We start from the raw sequence: 14,817 nt of genomic DNA, 5'->3' as shown, positions 1-14,817 counted from the left end.
GTTCCTCCTCTCCTTGAAGTGCCGTACTTGAAATCTGGGCCAGTCTACACGCGCAGGGTGTCCTGGGCTGCGTTCTTGAACGGGGTGCAAACGGGCAGTTCGGGAGGGCCGCGCGGAGAGCTGTCCAGAGAGCTGTCCAGAGAGCTGTGCAGAGAGCCGCGCTCAGGCCCGCCGGCCCGCTCAGTGCGGGTTGAGTCCGCCGTCCACGCCAATGGTCTGCCCGGTGATGTACCCGGCCCCGGCTGAGGCCAGGAACGCCACCAGCGCGGCGACCTCTTCCGGCTGGCCGAAGCGGGCCAGGGGAATGTCCGCTAGGTAACCCTGCTGCACATCCTCCGCCAGCGTGGCAGTCATGTCGGACTCGATGAAGCCGGGGGCCACGGCGTTGACCGTGATGCCGCGCCCGCCGTATTCCTTGGCCAGCGCCTTGGTCAGGCCGATCAGTCCGGCCTTGCTGGCCACGTAATTGGCCTGCCCCGGATTGCCGGTCAGGCCCACCACGCTGGCGATGTTGATGATCCGCCCACTGCGGGCACGCATCATGTGCTTGATGGCCGACCGGCACGCGGCAAAGGCGCTGGACAGGTTGGTCTGGATCACGGCGTCCCAGTCCTCGTCCTTCATGCGGATGGCGAGGCCGTCGCGGGTGATTCCGGCGTTGTTGACCAGCACGTCCAGACGGCCCATGTCCGCGATCACGTCCTCGACGAGTTTTCCGGCATTGGCAGGCGTGGTCAGGTCTGCCCCGAACACCTCGGCGCGGACGCCGGATGCACGGGCTTCCCCGGCCACCTTCTCGGCCTCGGCGGCGTTGCGCCCGTAGTGGACGGCAATATCGAAGCCGCCCTGCGCCAGTTTCAGGGCCATCGCGCGGCCCAGGCCCCGGCTGCTGCCGGTGACGAGGGCCACTTTGTTGGGGCTTGGTTCGGTCATGACGTTTCCTTGACGAGATTGAACGGGTTTGGGTTTTCCGGCAGCACACAGCGCCACAACCACGGGGCAGGAGGGGCGTCGCCGCCGATGGCGGAACAGGTCAACTCCAGATCTGCCTTGCCTGTCCGCTTCAATGTCAATTTCGCCGCTTCTGGAATGGGCGTGAGCTGCGGGCGCAGATACGTATGCAGCGAGCCGCCCATCACACTTCCGGTCACGCTCAGTGTTTCGCCCTCCAGACTGCCCGTTCCCGTTACCCGGTAGGTGCTAGAGCTGTCATAGGCGGCGGTCAATTCCAGGCGCAACCGCTGATCAGCGGCAGTCGTCCCACTCCAGCTTCCCCGCAGAATGCTGGGATGATCCGCGAAGGGGATCGGCGTGGGCGTGAACCCCTGCTGTCTGTTGCAGGATGTGGCCGCCGCAGCGACGAGAAACGCCAGAGCGAGTCTTTTCATAATGAGGCATTGTCCATGCTGACCGTTCCCGGCGCAACCTTGCCCAACCGCGCCTGCACGCCGTCCGCATGGTGCCGGTTGTGCATCAGCGTGAACAGCAGCATCTCGCGCACCGACAGCACCCCCAGCGCCGGATGGGGCATGGCCCAGGCATTCAGCCCGGCGTCTGGCCATCCTCCGAGGGCATCATTGACCGCGCTCAGAGAAGCCCTGAACCGCTCTACCAGTTCCGTCTGACTGCCCTGCGGCTGCGGGAGCCAGCGCCCGGACGCCCTGGCTCCGCCAGCGAGGACAGCGCGGTAGTCGGCCCGAATCTGGCGGTAAGTTCTGGTTTGATGCTCCGGCGGCAGGGGCTGGAGCCGCCCGCGCGCCACGCCCAGCCCACCCGCAACCGGCAGATTCGAGCGGATCAGATGATCGAGGTGATGCGCGGGTGACCAGTGCTCCGTGTCGCCGTCTGTGAATGTCGTCGAGGCCAGGCCAGCAAAATATTCGCCGATCTCGTCGGCTGCCCGGACAAAAGCGTTCCGCAAATCGGCCCAAGATACCGGATCAGGCCCAGCGCTCATGCTCCCAACGCCTCCACATCCGCCGCCGTGCCCACATTCACGGTCTTCGCGCCCGGCACGATGCGGCCCACCAGTCCGCTCAGCACCTCGCCGGGGCCAAATTCGATAAAGGTATCCACACCCTTGCCTGCCAGGGTCTGGATGGTCTCCACCCAGCGCACCGCGCCCGTGATCTGGCGTTCCAGCAGCTCTGGCACCCGTTTGGGGTCGTCAGTGAGTTCCGCCGTCACGTTCGCCACCACCGGAAAGGCGAAGGGGCCGTAAGCTGCCGCCTTCAGATCGGGCGAGAGGCCAGTGGCGGCGGGGGCCATCAGCGCGCAGTGGAACGGGGCGCTGACTTTCAGGGGAATGGCTTTCAACCCGCGCGCCCTGAGCTGCGTGCTGGCTTCTGCCACCGCTCCCGCCGCGCCGCTGATGACGGTCTGGGTGGGGGCGTTGAAGTTGGCGGGCTGCACGCCGTCGATGCCGCCGCAGACCTCGGCCACCACCGCCGGATCGCCCATGATGGCGCTCATGGCCCCGTCGCCGGGGGCCACCGCCCGCTGCATCAGCGTGCCGCGCGTGCGGGTCAGACGCAGGGCGTCCGTGAGGGTCAGGACTCCAGCCGCCACCAGGGCGCTGTACTCGCCCAGCGAATGCCCAGCAGCCACCTCCGGCGTCTGGCCCGTTTTTTCCTGCCAGGCCCGGTAAGCGGCAAGACTGGCGGCCACCAGCGCGGGCTGCTGGTTGGCGGTCAGGGTCAGGTCCTCAATCGGGCCGGTTTCAATGAGGGCGCGCAGGCCCGGCAGCGTTGTCTCGGCCTCGGCATACACAGCCTCTGCAACCGGAAACGCGGCGGCCAGATCGGCCCCCATACCCACCGCGTGCGAACCCTGGCCGGGAAAGAGGGCGGCAATCCTGTTCGTGCTATTGGGGCCGCTCAAGCGCCCACCTCCGCCAGCGCGGGAGCAAGCCTTGCCTTCAGGCTGGGCGCACCGCTCCACCACCTCATCGTTCCGGCCACCCAGCTCAGGCCGCCGCCAAAGGCGATCAGCAGCAGTTGCTGGCCGTCCTGCACGCGCCCATCGTCCACGGCTTCGCGCAGCGCGAGCGGCACCGTGGCGCTGGAGGTATTACCGTAGCGGTCCAGATTCACCACCGTCTTGCTCATGGGAATGCCGAAGCGTTCCACAGCGGCCTCGATGATCCGCACATTGGCCTGGTGCGGAATCACCCAGTCTACGTCTGCGCTGGTCAGGCCGCTCTTTTGCAGCACCTTCTGACCGCTGTCGCCCAGCACGCGCACGGCGAATTTAAAGACCTCGCGCCCATTCATCCCCACGTATTTGCCCATCTGAAAGCCGCCGGGCAATTGTGGAGCCGCGCTACGCAGGTACAGGCTGGACCCGCCCGCGCCGTCCGCGCCCATGATGAACTCCTGAAAACCCAGGCCGTCGGGGACCGGCCCCACCACCGCTGCGCCCGCACCGTCGCCGAACAGGATGGCCGTGCCCCGGTCCTGCTGGTCCACGATCTTGCTCAGCGCCTCGGCCCCCACCACCAGCACGCGCCGCGCCACGCCGGACTGGATCAGGCCAGAGGCCACGCTCAGGGCGTACACGAAGCCGCTACAGGCGGTGGACAGGTCAAAAGCCGCCGCCCCCGCCAGGCCCACCTGCATGGCGATCAGCGCGGCAGTCGAGGGCATCAGCGCGTCCGGGCTGACCGTGGCGCAGATCACGGCGTCCACGTCCTTCAGGGCGTCCGGGTCACGCGAGAGCATGTCGCGCACCGCGCCCACGCCCACGTCGGAGGTGTACTCGTCGGGGGCCGCGAACCGCCGCTCGCGGATGCCAGTGCGAGACTCGATCCACTCGGCGTTGGTGTCCATGTACGCCTCGAAATCCGCGTTGGTCACGATCCGCTCGGGCGCGTAGCTGCCCAGGGCGGTGATGCCGATACTGGGGCGATTGGAAGGGGCGCTCATGTCCGTCACGGTAGCATTCTTTGAACGGACGTTCAATGAATTGAGTTCAGGGTTTGGAGACGGGTTGTATTTGTGGCCCAAGAGCAAAAAAGAGGCGCGCCCCGCAGGACGCACCCCCCCTCTTCGACTTGTCAACTACTCGGTCTTGTTCTCGCCCTCGCCCTGCTCGGTCTGGGGCTGCTCGGCTTCCGGTTGTGCTTCCTCGACCTGGGCCTCCTGCGTTGCTTCAGGAGCTGCTTGCGCCGGGGCTTTCTCTTTCTGCTGCCCTTCCTGCTCTGCTTGCTCAGGCTTGCTCAGTTGCGCCATCGCCTGCTGGAGGCCCTTCTCGCGCATCAGGCTGGTGTAGTAGGTGTTGATGCCGTCCGGCCCCAACTGCTTGCTCAGATCCTGGGCAGTCATGTTGTTGGACTGGGCCAGGGCGTTCATGGTCTGGTTGAATTCGGCGTCGCTGACCGTCACCTTCAGGTCCTCGGCCAGTTGCTCCAGCGCCAGGTCACGCTTAACGCGGCTCTCGGCGTTCTTGGACAGGTCGGCCATGAACTCGTCCAACTTGCCCTGCTCCTGCATGAAGCTCTCGTACTCACTCCATTTGACGCCCTGGCGGCCCAGGTCATCCTTGATCTCCTCCAGCATGGCGTCGCGGCGGCGGTCCAGGAGTGCGGCAGGAATCTCGGCGTCCATATGGTCGGTCAGATGGCCCACGAATTCCTCGCGGCGGGCGTTGTCGCCCTCCTGCGTGGCGCGGCGCTCCAGCTCGGACTTGAGGTCGGTGCGCAGGCGCTCCAGGCTGTCGAAGTTCAGGCTCTTGGCAAAGTCGTCGTCCAGCGCCTGGGTCTTCTTGACCTTGACGTCCTGGATGACCACCGTGACGCGGTGCTCGGGGTGCTCGTGATCGCCGTGCTGGTGCGCGGGAACCGTGATTTCCACGGTGTCGCCCTTGCTCTTGCCCAGCAGCGCTTCACGCACGTGCTCCTCGGCCACGTCCAGGTAGATGGGGTAGGTGCCGCCGTCCTCGCCCTGTTCCTCCACGGTCACCTGATCGCTGGCCTCAATGGTCCGGTCCGCTTCCTCGAAAGTGGCGTTGCGCTCCTGGAGATCGCCCAGGGTGCGCTCCATCACGTCGTCGGTGATTTCGGGAGACTCGGCGCTCAGGCTCAGGTTGCTCCAGTCGGCCAGCTTCACTTTGGGGTAGGTTTCACCCTTGACCGTGAACTCGAAAGCCTGACCGCTGACCACTTCCTGGGGGTCGATGTTGGCGTCCACCAGGCTCAGCTTCAGCTCCTGAGCGGCCTTGCTGTAGTTGGCTTGAAGCAGGCGTTCGCGCACTTCCTGTTCCACATAACCCTTGCCCACGCGGCCCTCGATGACCTTGCGGGGGGCCTTGCCGGGGCGGAAACCGGGGACGCGCACGTCGCGCGCCAGCCCGGACCACACCTGGTCGTACGCCCGGTTTACCTCAGAGGCGGGAACGGAAACCTTGAACTCCACCTTGTTGCCCTGTCTGCTGATCAGTTCTGCCACGTCATTTCTCCCGTTCGCTGTCCCCCGGCCCGGTCCAGTGGGGACCACCGCCAAAGGGGCGCATTCCAGCTTAGATTTCTGCCGTGTCGGTTGCGCTGCCCGCCGCAATGGGGCCAGCGCGCACGCGACATGCCGCCCGGTATCATAGTGCGTCCGGCCCCCCGGCGTACACCCACCCCAGTTGCCCGTCCCCTCATCTGCCACCCCAGGCAGGCCACCACAGGCAGCGGAGCGGCGGCCCTCCCGTGTGGGAAAGAGCCGCCGCGCCGCATCTGGTGCGAGGAAAGGGACTTGAACCCTCACATCCTATGGATACTAGATCCTAAGTCTAGTGCGTCTACCAGTTCCGCCATCCCCGCAGGTCTTTGAAGGTAAAAATCCGGCCCTGGCCTGTCAAGGCGGGGAGCCGGAAAAAAGTGGGGTGGATTAGGGGACTTGAACCCCCGGCCTCCGCTGCCACAGAGCGGCGCTCTAACCAACTGAGCTAAACCCACCGTACGCCGTGTCGCCCAACCTCTGATCTGGCCGCGCTTACAGGCCCACACATCCTAGACGCCCTCAGCCGGGGTGTCAATGACCACTGCGCCATCACTGGCTTCTTCCTCGCCGTGTGCGCGCTGCAACTTGCGCCAGCGCCCCTCCACCCGCGCCTCCCAGCCCTCGCCAGTGGGTTGATACAGGCCCAGGTGAACGCCGTCCGGCAGGTAATGCTGCGCGAAGGAGCCTGCCGGGTCATCGAAGTAATACGCGTAGCCGCCGCCGTAGCCCTGCTGCCGCATCAGGGCGGTGGGCGCGTTGCGGAGGTGCAGCGGGACGGGCAGCGTTTCGCCGTCCCGCACGGCGTCCAACGCCCGTTTCCAGGCCACGTACACGCTGTTGCTCTTGGGGGCCAGCGCCAGATACACCACCGCCTGTGCCAGGGCCAGATCACCCTCCGGGCTGCCCAGAAATTCGGCGGTGTCGCGGGCGGCAATGCACAGCCGCAGCGCCTGCGGGTCCGCCAGGCCGATGTCCTCGGCGGCCATGCGGACAATCCGGCGGGCCACGTACAGCCCGTCCGCGCCGCCCTCCAGCATGCGCGCCAGCCAGTACAGCGCGCCGTCCACATGCGAGGCCCGCACCGACTTGTGCAGCGCAGAGATCAGGTTGTAAAAATCCTCGCCGTTCTTGTCCATCTGCGGCAGGTGGCGGCCAAACGCCTCGGTGACGGCTTCCGGGGTCACCGGGTTGGCCAGCGAGCTGGCGACTTCCAGCGTACTCAGCGCGCGGCGGGCGTCCCCGTCGGCCAGCCGGGCCAGCAGGTCCAGCGCCTGCGATTCGGCCTCCACACCAGGCAGCCCGCGCGGGTCAGCCAGCGCCCGCTCCAGCAGCCCGCGCACCTCCTGCTGACTCAGCGCCTCCAGCACCAGCGTCCGCGCCCGTGAACGCAGCGCCGGATTGACCTCGAAGGACGGATTCTCGGTCGTCGCGCCGATCAAGGTCAGCAACCCGGATTCCACATGCGGCAGCAGCGCGTCCTGCTGGGCCTTGTTGAAGCGGTGAATCTCGTCCAGAAAGAGGATGGTCTTCTGCCCGCGCCCGCGCAGGCGCTCGGCCTCGGCGGTGGCCTCGCGCACGTCTTTGACGCCTGCCGAGACGGCGGACAGCGGAATGAAATGCGCGCCCACCTCCCCGGCCAGCAGCCGCGCCAGCGTGGTTTTGCCCACGCCAGGCGGTCCCCACAGGATCAGCGAACCCAGGCGGCCCGAGGCCAGCACGCGCGACAGCGGTTTACCCGGCCCCAGCAGGTGCGTCTGGCCCATCACCTCGGCGACGGTGCGCGGGCGCAGGCGTTCGGCCAGCGGGGCAGGGGGATCGAACAGGGTCATGGGGCCGAGGATAGTGGGTTGGGCGCGTGGCGTTGTGGACCGGACTCCGATTTATGCTGCACGTATGGACTTTGCCAGGCAAGTGCAACTCGCCCGCTTTCCCGCCGGGGTGGTGGTCACGGTGCGCGGGACTCCGGAAGGACGAATTTTCCAGGCCGCGCAACCGGGGCGCGGGCTGGAACTGCTGCTCACCACCGACGCCGTGAAGATGTACGGCGAGGGACCGACGGTGGCGCTGGCGCTGGAACGCCTGAAGAAGGTTTCGGAAACTGGGCTGCCCGCCGTGGGAGACGACGGCACGTACGTGCGGGCGGTGTTCGTGGGGGACTAAGAAAAGAGTTTTCAGGTCCAGTACACCGGATTGCCCACCTCGCTGGAAGCCGTGAACACTGTTCGCAACGCACCGATGATCCCGGCATATTCAGACGGCTGGACCCGTGCGGGTGCCACCAGCAGGAGGGAGGGCGCGCTCGACCCTTCGCCGATGAGCGACGCGGCGCATCTTCAATGGCCCCGCCGGTGTCCAGATTTTCGAACCGGGCCAACCGCCCGTCCGGCTGTACCTGCTGACGCACCCGCGTTCCGCGAAAGACAATCTGCTCATTCTGGCGCACGAAAAAACCCTGATCATCCAGCCCCAGATAACCGTCTGGCGAGTAGACAAAGACATCTTCCTCGCCGGGAAAGATGCTGTACAACTCCTGCCCACTTTCGCCGTCTGACAGCATGAGGGTAGGCAGCCCTGGCACCAGCGCTTCAAAGCGGTCCAGGTCACGCAGCACCCCGGAATTGTTCTGCACGGGAACATGCCCGCCGTTGAAGGTGGGCAAAACGCGCGCCAGCGTTGGAATCCGTTCACGGCCAATGGTGGCGATGGCCGCCCGCAGTGCGCCCAGCGCGGAGATATTGCCCAGATGCTCGTCGGCCAACCGCATGTTTCGGTGGAGACACGCTGTCTTCTGCCAGGCGTTCACCCTCCAGAAAAGCTCGTCGGTATCAATGGCTGGTTCAGGAACATACATGCCCTCCGCCTCATCCCAGACCACCGTGCAGGGGGGCGGCGCAGCAAGGCCGCCGGGCAGACAGTTGCAACGGACGAAGGCGTCGTATCCCACTGCGCTATTGAAGCATCCTGAGAGGAAGGAATGGACGGGTCTTTCTCCATTCCCCCGCTATCCTGCCCCGCATGACCCCATCCCCTGACATCGCCCAGCGTTACATCCGCCTGGCCCACGCCATCGACGTGCATTCGGGGGGCTTCGTGGACGGCTACGGCGGCCCACAGGAGTGGGCAGACCGGACCCGCCGTGAGCCTGCCGAACTCCAGACTGAGGCCGAGGCCCTGCTCTCGGACGTGCAGGACGTCACTGACGACGCCCGGCGTGAATTTCTGCGCGTGCAGGTGTCGGCCATGCACACCATGACCCGCATCATTGGCGGCGAAACCATCCCATACGAGGAGGAGGTGTGCAGCCTGTACGACATTGACCCGGTGCGGGCTGACACGGCTGAACTGGACGCCGCCCTGGACGCGCTGGAAACGGCGGTGCCGGGCAGTGGGCCGCTGCCGGAACGCATCGAAAAATTGCGGCAGAAAGTCATCGTGCCCAAAGAGGACTTGCTGCGGCTGGCCGGGCCGATTCTGGCCGAACTGCGGCAGCGTACCCAGGAACGCTTCGGCCTCCCGGACGGCGAGGATTTCAGTATCTCGCTGGTCTCGGACAGGCCGTGGGGCGGATATAACTGGCCGCTGGGGAACCTGAAAAGCCGCATCGACATCAACACGGACCTGCCCGTGCCGCTGACCGGGTTGCCCGATCTGCTGGCCCACGAGGGCTATCCCGGCCACCACACCGAACACGCCACCAAAGAAGCCCTGCTGGTGCGCGAGAAGGGCTGGCTGGAACACGGCATTCAACTGATGAACGCCCCCGAATGCGCCGTCTCCGAGGGCGTCGCCACCAACGCCCTGGACGCCGTGATGGACGAGGCCGAGGTCCAGGAATGGCTGTGCGGCGAGCTGGCCGTGCTGGCGGGGCTGGATGGGGGAGACGTGCGTGCCTTTCTGGACGTGACCGGGGCGCAGAAGGGGCTGAAGAATGTTAGCGGCACGGCGGCGCTGATGTTGCACGGTGAGAACCGGCCCGAGGCCGAGGTGCTGGACTTCCTGCGCCGTTATGCCCTGGCCACCCCGGAACGCGCGCGCCAGACGTTGCGTTTCATCGGGCAGCCGCAGTTCCGGGCGTACATTTTCACTTATAGTGTGGGCAGCGATCTGGTGCGGGGCTGGATCAAAAAGCACGGCCCTGGAGGCTTTGGCCGCCTGCTGCGCGAACCGCTGACGCCGGGCCAACTGGCCGCAGACTGAGGGCTATGGGCATTCAGACGTTTTGACCTTCAGACCCCCTGACCCTTCCCCCCACACGCTAGACTTCCTCCCGATATGCCGTTAGAGGTGGGAACACGCTTGGCAGGCCGCTATGACCTGCGTTCCCCGCTGGGCGAGGGTGGCAGCGCCCTGGTGTTCCGCGCCCACGACTCGCTGCTGGACCGCGACGTGGCGGTCAAGATGATGCACGCGCATGTGCCGGACTCCGACAAACAACGCTTTTTGCGCGAGGTCCGCACGCTGGCCCGGCTGACGCATCCAGGGGTGGTGCCGGTGCTGGACCTGGGCGTGGACCCCACCGACGGGCGGCCCTTTTTCACCATGCCCCTGATGACCGGCGGCCCGATCACGGTGCTGGGGCCGCTGGAAGACGCGCCAACCTCGCTGGCCCGCTACCTGACGGCGGCGAGTTTCGCCTCGCGGGCGCTGCACTTCATCCACTCGCGCGGCATTATTCACCGCGACCTGACCCCCGGCAACGTGCTGCTGGACGAGGCGTGGCTGCCGCGCATCATGGACTTTGGGCTGGTGGCGCTGTCGGAACACAGCCAGCAGCTCACGCGCAGCGGCCTGACGCTGGGAACGCCCGCCTACATGGCCCCGGAGCAGGCCAAGGGGATTGGCGTGGGGCCGCTGAGTGACCTGTACGCGCTGGGGGCGGTGCTGTACCGGGTGGCCTGCGGCAGTCCGCCCTTTGTGGGCGACAGCGATCAGAGTGTGCTGTTCCAGCATGTCTACGAGAAGATCACGGACCCGCGCGAGTTGAATCCGGCGGTGCCCGACGCGGTGGCGCGCGTGCTGCTGGCGCTGCTGTCCAAGAAGCCCGAGGACCGCCCCGAGACCGGCGAGGCGCTGACCCACCTGTGGGCGCTGGCGCGGCGCGACATCTGGACCGGCCACGCGCGCGGCCAGTACCGGGGCGGACGCACCCGCACCGGTGAACACCCCGACGGCCCGGCCCGCGTGACGCACCTGAAAGAAGTCTGGAGCGTGCCGTTGCCCGGCGAGGTCACCTGGCCCGCCGCCGTGGTGGGCGAGGGCGATCTGGTGGCGGTGGGGACGCGCGGCGGCCAACTGGTGCTGACCCACGCCTCCGGACGGCCCTTTGCCACCTACGCGGCCCGCGACGAGGTGACGGCCCCGGCGGCCTTCCAGGGCGGGCATATCTTTTTTGGCGCGTGGGACGGCACCCTGCGGCGGGTGGAACTCCAGGGCGGCGCGGAGGTCTGGCGGCATCAGGCCCGCGCCGAGCTGACGGGTGCGCCGACGCTGTGGGCCGGGCGGGTGCTGGCCTCCAGCCGCGACGGCCACCTGCACGCCCTGGACGCCCGCACCGGGGAACTGGCCTGGGCCTACCGCACCGACGGCCCGGTGGCGGCCAGCCCGCTGGTCTGGGCCGGGGCGGCGCTGGTCTGCGACGAGAACGGCTGGCTGCACGCCCTGGACGCCCGCAGCGGTGGCCCGCTGTGGAAGGTGGAGGTGGGTACAGTCCACGGCACCCCGGCGCTGCTGCCCGGTCCCTCCGGCACGGCCACGCTGCTGGTGGCGACCTGGGAGGGCGAGGTTCACGCGCTGGCCCTCAGCGCTGCGTCGGGGCGGGTGGCGCTGGCCGAGGACGAGGCGATCTTGTGGACCTACGATCTGGAAGACGAGGTCTGGGCCTCGCCCGCCGTGACCCACAGCGGGGCCGCCGATACCGGGGTGGCGATTCTGGCGGGCTGGGACGGCACCGTGCGCGCCCTGCGCCTGAACGACGGCGAGGACCTGTGGGCGCACCGCATGGATGGCCGCGTGACCGCCAGCCCGGTGATTAGCGCGGGCCTGGTCTTCCTGGCCTCTGAGAACGGCCAGTTGTGCGCGCTGGACGTGCGCGACGGCGCGGTGCGCTGGACCCAGCAGGAGAGTACCGGTGTCCAGGCCACCCCGCTGGCGGCGGGCGGCACGCTGTACGTGGCCTTTATGGACGGCACCTTGCGCGCCTACCGTCAGCAGGTTCCCGGAGCCATGCTGGGCGCATGATTCGCCCGGTCCGGCCCGCCGACGCCCCTGGGGTCGCCCGGTACCGTTGCCCGGCAGAGGTGGACGCGGCCCAGCGCCCCGTTTATGCGGACTGGGTGGCGGGGGCCATGCATCGTGGCCTGTACCTGGGATTTCTTGCAGTGGAGGGTGAGGTGGTGGCTGGAGCGGGCCTGACCCTGCTGGAGTGGGGACCCACACGCAGCGATCCGCAGCCGTGGCGGGGGCGGATCGTGAATGTCTGGACCCGTCCTGACCATCGGCGGCAAGGTCTGGCGCGTGAACTGCTGGGCTGCTGTCTGGACGCAGCCCGTGAACGCGGCGTGACCCGACTGAGTCTGGGGACCACCTCTGAAGCCAGGCATCTGTACGAGGCTCTGGGTTTCACGGGCAGCGGAACCGAGATGACACTCAAACTCCATCAAGCGGGCCAGTTCACCCGATCAGGAGTCGGCCATCCACACCCTGACCGCGTGGGTTCAGCGCGCGGCAGCCCTGAAAAAGTCTGAACCTCAGCCCTGCGCGGACGTTTTCCCCAGCGCCTTCAAAAATTCTTCCACGAATGCCTCGTCGCTCATGGGGTTCTGGCCGGTGATGAGTTCGCGATCCCGGACCACGTTGCTGGTCCACTTCTCGGCGTTTTGCACGGTCATGCCTGCCGCAGCCAGGGCGTCGGCAGGGTAGTACAGCATGGGCGCTTCAAAGCCGCCCTCGGTGTCTTTTTCCTCGGGCGTGCTGAACACCGTGGCGCGGTAGCCGCTGTACGCGAAGTCCCTGGCGTCGGGCGTTTCACCCGCTTCCAGCGCCCGTTGATACGCTCCGGCGGCGGGCTGGGCGGCCAGCAGGGCCACGGGTGCGTGGCAGATCAGCGCGGTAGGCAGCGAACGCTCGTGGAAGTGCCGGAGTGCGTGGCCCAGATCGTGGTTGTGCATCAGCTCGATCATGGGCGCGTGGCCGCCGGGCAGGAACACGGCATCGAAGGCGTCCAGATTGGTCACTGCGTCGGCCAGCGGCACGATCTCGCCGGACAGCACCTCGTTCACGAATGCCCCGATCTGCTGGTATTCCGCCTCGTCCTTGAAATAATCCTTGCTGTCGCTGCCCGCGTCCAGCGGTGGACGGTTGCCGCGCGGCGTGGCGATGGTCAGGGTGTGGCCTGCCTCCACCAGCCGGTGCGCCGGGACGCCGAACTCGTTGAGGTAAAAGCCGGTGGCGTGCGTCTTGCCGCCCTGCAACGGCAACTCGGAATCGCTGGACATGATGACGAGAATCTTTTTGCTGGTATCGGTCTTGCTGGCGTCGGTCTGGGTCATGCCGGACACCCTAGTCCCGGCCCGTCCCCCGCTCTGTCAGGCGGGACACGCTGGGAGGATGGAACACTGTGGTGGACGGGAACAACGCCATCTTTCCCATTTGTTCATCACCTGGCTGAGCAGACGGCGGCCCTGAAATGCACAGACCCCACCCTCATTCCGAACATGCCCCACTACAGCGGCATATTCCCGTGCTTCTTGTACGGCCTCGTCTCTGCCTTGTCACGCAGCATGGCAAAGGTCTGGATCAGGCGCGCTCTGGTGTCTTCCATCGAGATCACGTCGTCGATGTAGCCTTTGCTGGCGGCCACGTAGGGGTTGTCGAAGGCGTCTTTATAGTCGGCGATCTTCTCGGCGCGGGTGGCCTCGGGGTTGGCGCTGGCGTTGATCTCGCGGCGGTAGACGATGTTGGCGGCTCCCTCCGCGCCCATCACGGCGACGGCGGCGGTGGGCCAGGCGTAGACCACGTCCGCGCCCATGTCGCGGCTGTTCATGGCCAGGTACGCGCCGCCGTAACTCTTGCGGGTGATCAGCGTGATCTTGGGCACGGTCGCCTCGGCGTAGGCGTACAGCATCTTCGCGCCGTGGCGGATGATTCCGGCGTGTTCCTGCGCCACGCCCGGCAGGAAGCCGGTCACGTCCACCAGCGTTAACACGGGGACGTTGTAGCAGTCGCAGGTGCGGATAAAGCGGGCGGCCTTGTCTGAAGCGTCGATGTTCAGCGTTCCGGCCATCACGCGCGGATTGTTGGCGACGATCCCCACGCTCTGTCCGCCCAGACGCGCGAAGCCCACCAGAATGTTCCTGGCCCAGTTCGGCTGGATTTCCAGAAACGCCCCGTCGTCCACCAGTTCGTGAATGACCGCGTGCATGGCGTAGGGCTTGCGCTGATCGGGCAGCACGATGTCCAGCAATTTGTCGTTGCGGCGGGTCACCGGATCGCCCGTCTGGCGCACCGGGGGCTGCTCGTGGGCGTTCTGGGGCAGGTAGCCCAGCAGGTCCCGCACCCCGGCCAGCACCGCCTCGTCGCCGTCGTATTCCAGGTGGGCCACGCCGCTCTTGCGGGTATGCACGTCCGCGCCGCCCAGCGCCTCAAAGGTCACGTCCTCGCGCGTGACGCTCTTGATCACTTCCGGGCCGGTGATGAACATGTAGCTGCTGCCGCCGCTCATCAGAATAAAGTCGGTCAGCGCCGGGGAATACACCGCGCCGCCCGCACAGGGGCCGAGGATGGCGCTGATCTGCGGCACCGCCCCTGAATAGATGGCGTTGCGGTAAAAGATCTCGCCGTAACCCGAGAGCGAGTCCACACCCTCCTGGATGCGCGCCCCTGCCGAGTCGTTCAGGCCGATCACCGGGCAGCCGGTCTTGGCCGCCAGGTCCATGATCTTGGTGATCTTGGCGGCGTTCATCTTGCCCAGGCTGCCGCCCAGCACGGTAAAATCCTGGCTGAAGACGAAGACCTGTCGCCCCTCGATGGTGCCGCGCCCGGTGACGACGCCCTCGCCGGGGGCCTCCACCCCCTGCATCAGGCGTCCGCCCCGGTGTTCCACGAAGGTTCCCATTTCCAGAAAGCTGCCGGGGTCCAGCAGGGCGTCGATGCGCTCGCGGGCCGTGAGCTTGCCGCCGTCACGCTGCTTTTGCTGGCGCTCGTGGCCGCCGCCTGCCTCCACCTTGCTGCGCCGCTGCTCCATCTCGGCGATCAATTCCTGCAACTCCATGCCGGGCTGTGTCATGGGGCGCATCCTATCCAAGCCAGGCGTCGGGAGGCGGGTCTTGCCTTCCTA

13 protein-coding genes and 2 tRNA genes are annotated in these 14,817 nt (G+C 66.9%); 4 read left to right on the top strand and 11 right to left on the bottom strand.

Translation table 11 applies throughout. From position 1 onward, the window contains the following. Positions 1–180: 180 nt before the first annotated feature. From fabG to Q322_RS0104085, 9 genes are all read right to left on the bottom strand, one after another. Positions 181–933, bottom strand: a complete 753-nt coding sequence (fabG, locus tag Q322_RS0104125) for a 3-oxoacyl-[acyl-carrier-protein] reductase (RefSeq protein WP_029476211.1) — start codon at positions 931–933, stop codon at positions 181–183. Beyond that, positions 930–1,388, bottom strand: a complete 459-nt coding sequence (locus Q322_RS0104120; protein ID WP_156952874.1) for a hypothetical protein — start codon at positions 1,386–1,388, stop codon at positions 930–932. Before Q322_RS0104120 ends, fabG begins: the two co-directional genes overlap by 4 nt. Continuing rightward, entirely contained in the window at positions 1,385–1,957 is a 573-nt protein-coding gene (locus Q322_RS0104115; RefSeq protein ID WP_084147780.1) for a DinB family protein, read from the bottom strand. The genes Q322_RS0104120 and Q322_RS0104115 overlap by 4 nt, the downstream gene beginning before the upstream one ends. Beyond that, entirely contained in the window at positions 1,954–2,880 is a 927-nt protein-coding gene (gene fabD, locus Q322_RS0104110) for an ACP S-malonyltransferase (RefSeq protein WP_029476206.1), read from the bottom strand. Before fabD ends, Q322_RS0104115 begins: the two co-directional genes overlap by 4 nt. After that, complete coding sequence (locus tag Q322_RS0104105; protein WP_029476204.1) at positions 2,877–3,923, bottom strand: beta-ketoacyl-ACP synthase III; 1,047 nt, start codon at positions 3,921–3,923, stop codon at positions 2,877–2,879. Before Q322_RS0104105 ends, fabD begins: the two co-directional genes overlap by 4 nt. 135 nt (positions 3,924–4,058) lie before the next feature. Beyond that, positions 4,059–5,444 (bottom strand): trigger factor, encoded by a 1,386-nt coding sequence (gene tig, locus Q322_RS0104100; RefSeq protein ID WP_029476202.1) that lies wholly within the window; start codon positions 5,442–5,444, stop codon positions 4,059–4,061. A gap of 273 nt (positions 5,445–5,717) precedes the next feature. Next, a tRNA-Leu gene (locus tag Q322_RS0104095) sits at positions 5,718–5,803 on the bottom strand. A 58-nt stretch (positions 5,804–5,861) separates the two neighbouring features. Beyond that, positions 5,862–5,938, bottom strand: a tRNA-His gene (locus tag Q322_RS0104090). Between the two features lie 54 nt (positions 5,939–5,992). After that, on the bottom strand, positions 5,993–7,312 hold the full coding sequence (locus Q322_RS0104085; protein ID WP_051668154.1) for a replication-associated recombination protein A: 1,320 nt from the start codon (positions 7,310–7,312) through the stop codon (positions 5,993–5,995). 64 nt (positions 7,313–7,376) lie between these two features. Between Q322_RS0104085 and Q322_RS0104080 the strand changes: the two genes are divergently transcribed. The 4 genes from Q322_RS0104080 to Q322_RS20585 all read left to right on the top strand — a co-directional run bounded on the left by Q322_RS0104080 (position 7,377) and on the right by Q322_RS20585 (position 12,226). Further along, positions 7,377–7,643 (top strand): hypothetical protein, encoded by a 267-nt coding sequence (locus Q322_RS0104080; RefSeq protein ID WP_029476198.1) that lies wholly within the window; start codon positions 7,377–7,379, stop codon positions 7,641–7,643. An 855-nt stretch (positions 7,644–8,498) separates the two neighbouring features. Beyond that, positions 8,499–9,680 (top strand): DUF885 domain-containing protein, encoded by a 1,182-nt coding sequence (locus Q322_RS0104075; protein ID WP_029476197.1) that lies wholly within the window; start codon positions 8,499–8,501, stop codon positions 9,678–9,680. A gap of 75 nt (positions 9,681–9,755) precedes the next feature. Continuing rightward, positions 9,756–11,720, top strand: a complete 1,965-nt coding sequence (locus tag Q322_RS0104070) for a serine/threonine-protein kinase (protein ID WP_029476196.1) — start codon at positions 9,756–9,758, stop codon at positions 11,718–11,720. Further along, positions 11,717–12,226, top strand: a complete 510-nt coding sequence (locus Q322_RS20585; RefSeq protein WP_162176580.1) for a GNAT family N-acetyltransferase — start codon at positions 11,717–11,719, stop codon at positions 12,224–12,226. The genes Q322_RS0104070 and Q322_RS20585 overlap by 4 nt, the downstream gene beginning before the upstream one ends. Positions 12,227–12,229: 3 nt before the next feature. Here the strand turns inward: Q322_RS20585 and Q322_RS0104060 are convergent, their stop codons facing one another. Further along, complete coding sequence (locus Q322_RS0104060; RefSeq protein ID WP_034417528.1) at positions 12,230–13,030, bottom strand: type 1 glutamine amidotransferase domain-containing protein; 801 nt, start codon at positions 13,028–13,030, stop codon at positions 12,230–12,232. A 173-nt stretch (positions 13,031–13,203) separates the two neighbouring features. Next, a complete protein-coding gene (locus Q322_RS0104055) occupies positions 13,204–14,766 on the bottom strand; it encodes an acyl-CoA carboxylase subunit beta (protein ID WP_029476190.1) in 1,563 nt (520 codons plus the stop codon). Positions 14,767–14,817 lie beyond the last annotated feature (51 nt).

This window comes from Deinococcus frigens DSM 12807, assembly GCF_000701425.1.
Classification (GTDB): Bacteria; Deinococcota; Deinococci; order Deinococcales; family Deinococcaceae; genus Deinococcus; species Deinococcus frigens.
Note: the sequence above shows the minus strand (reverse complement) of the source record. Positions and strands in the feature narration are given on the sequence as shown.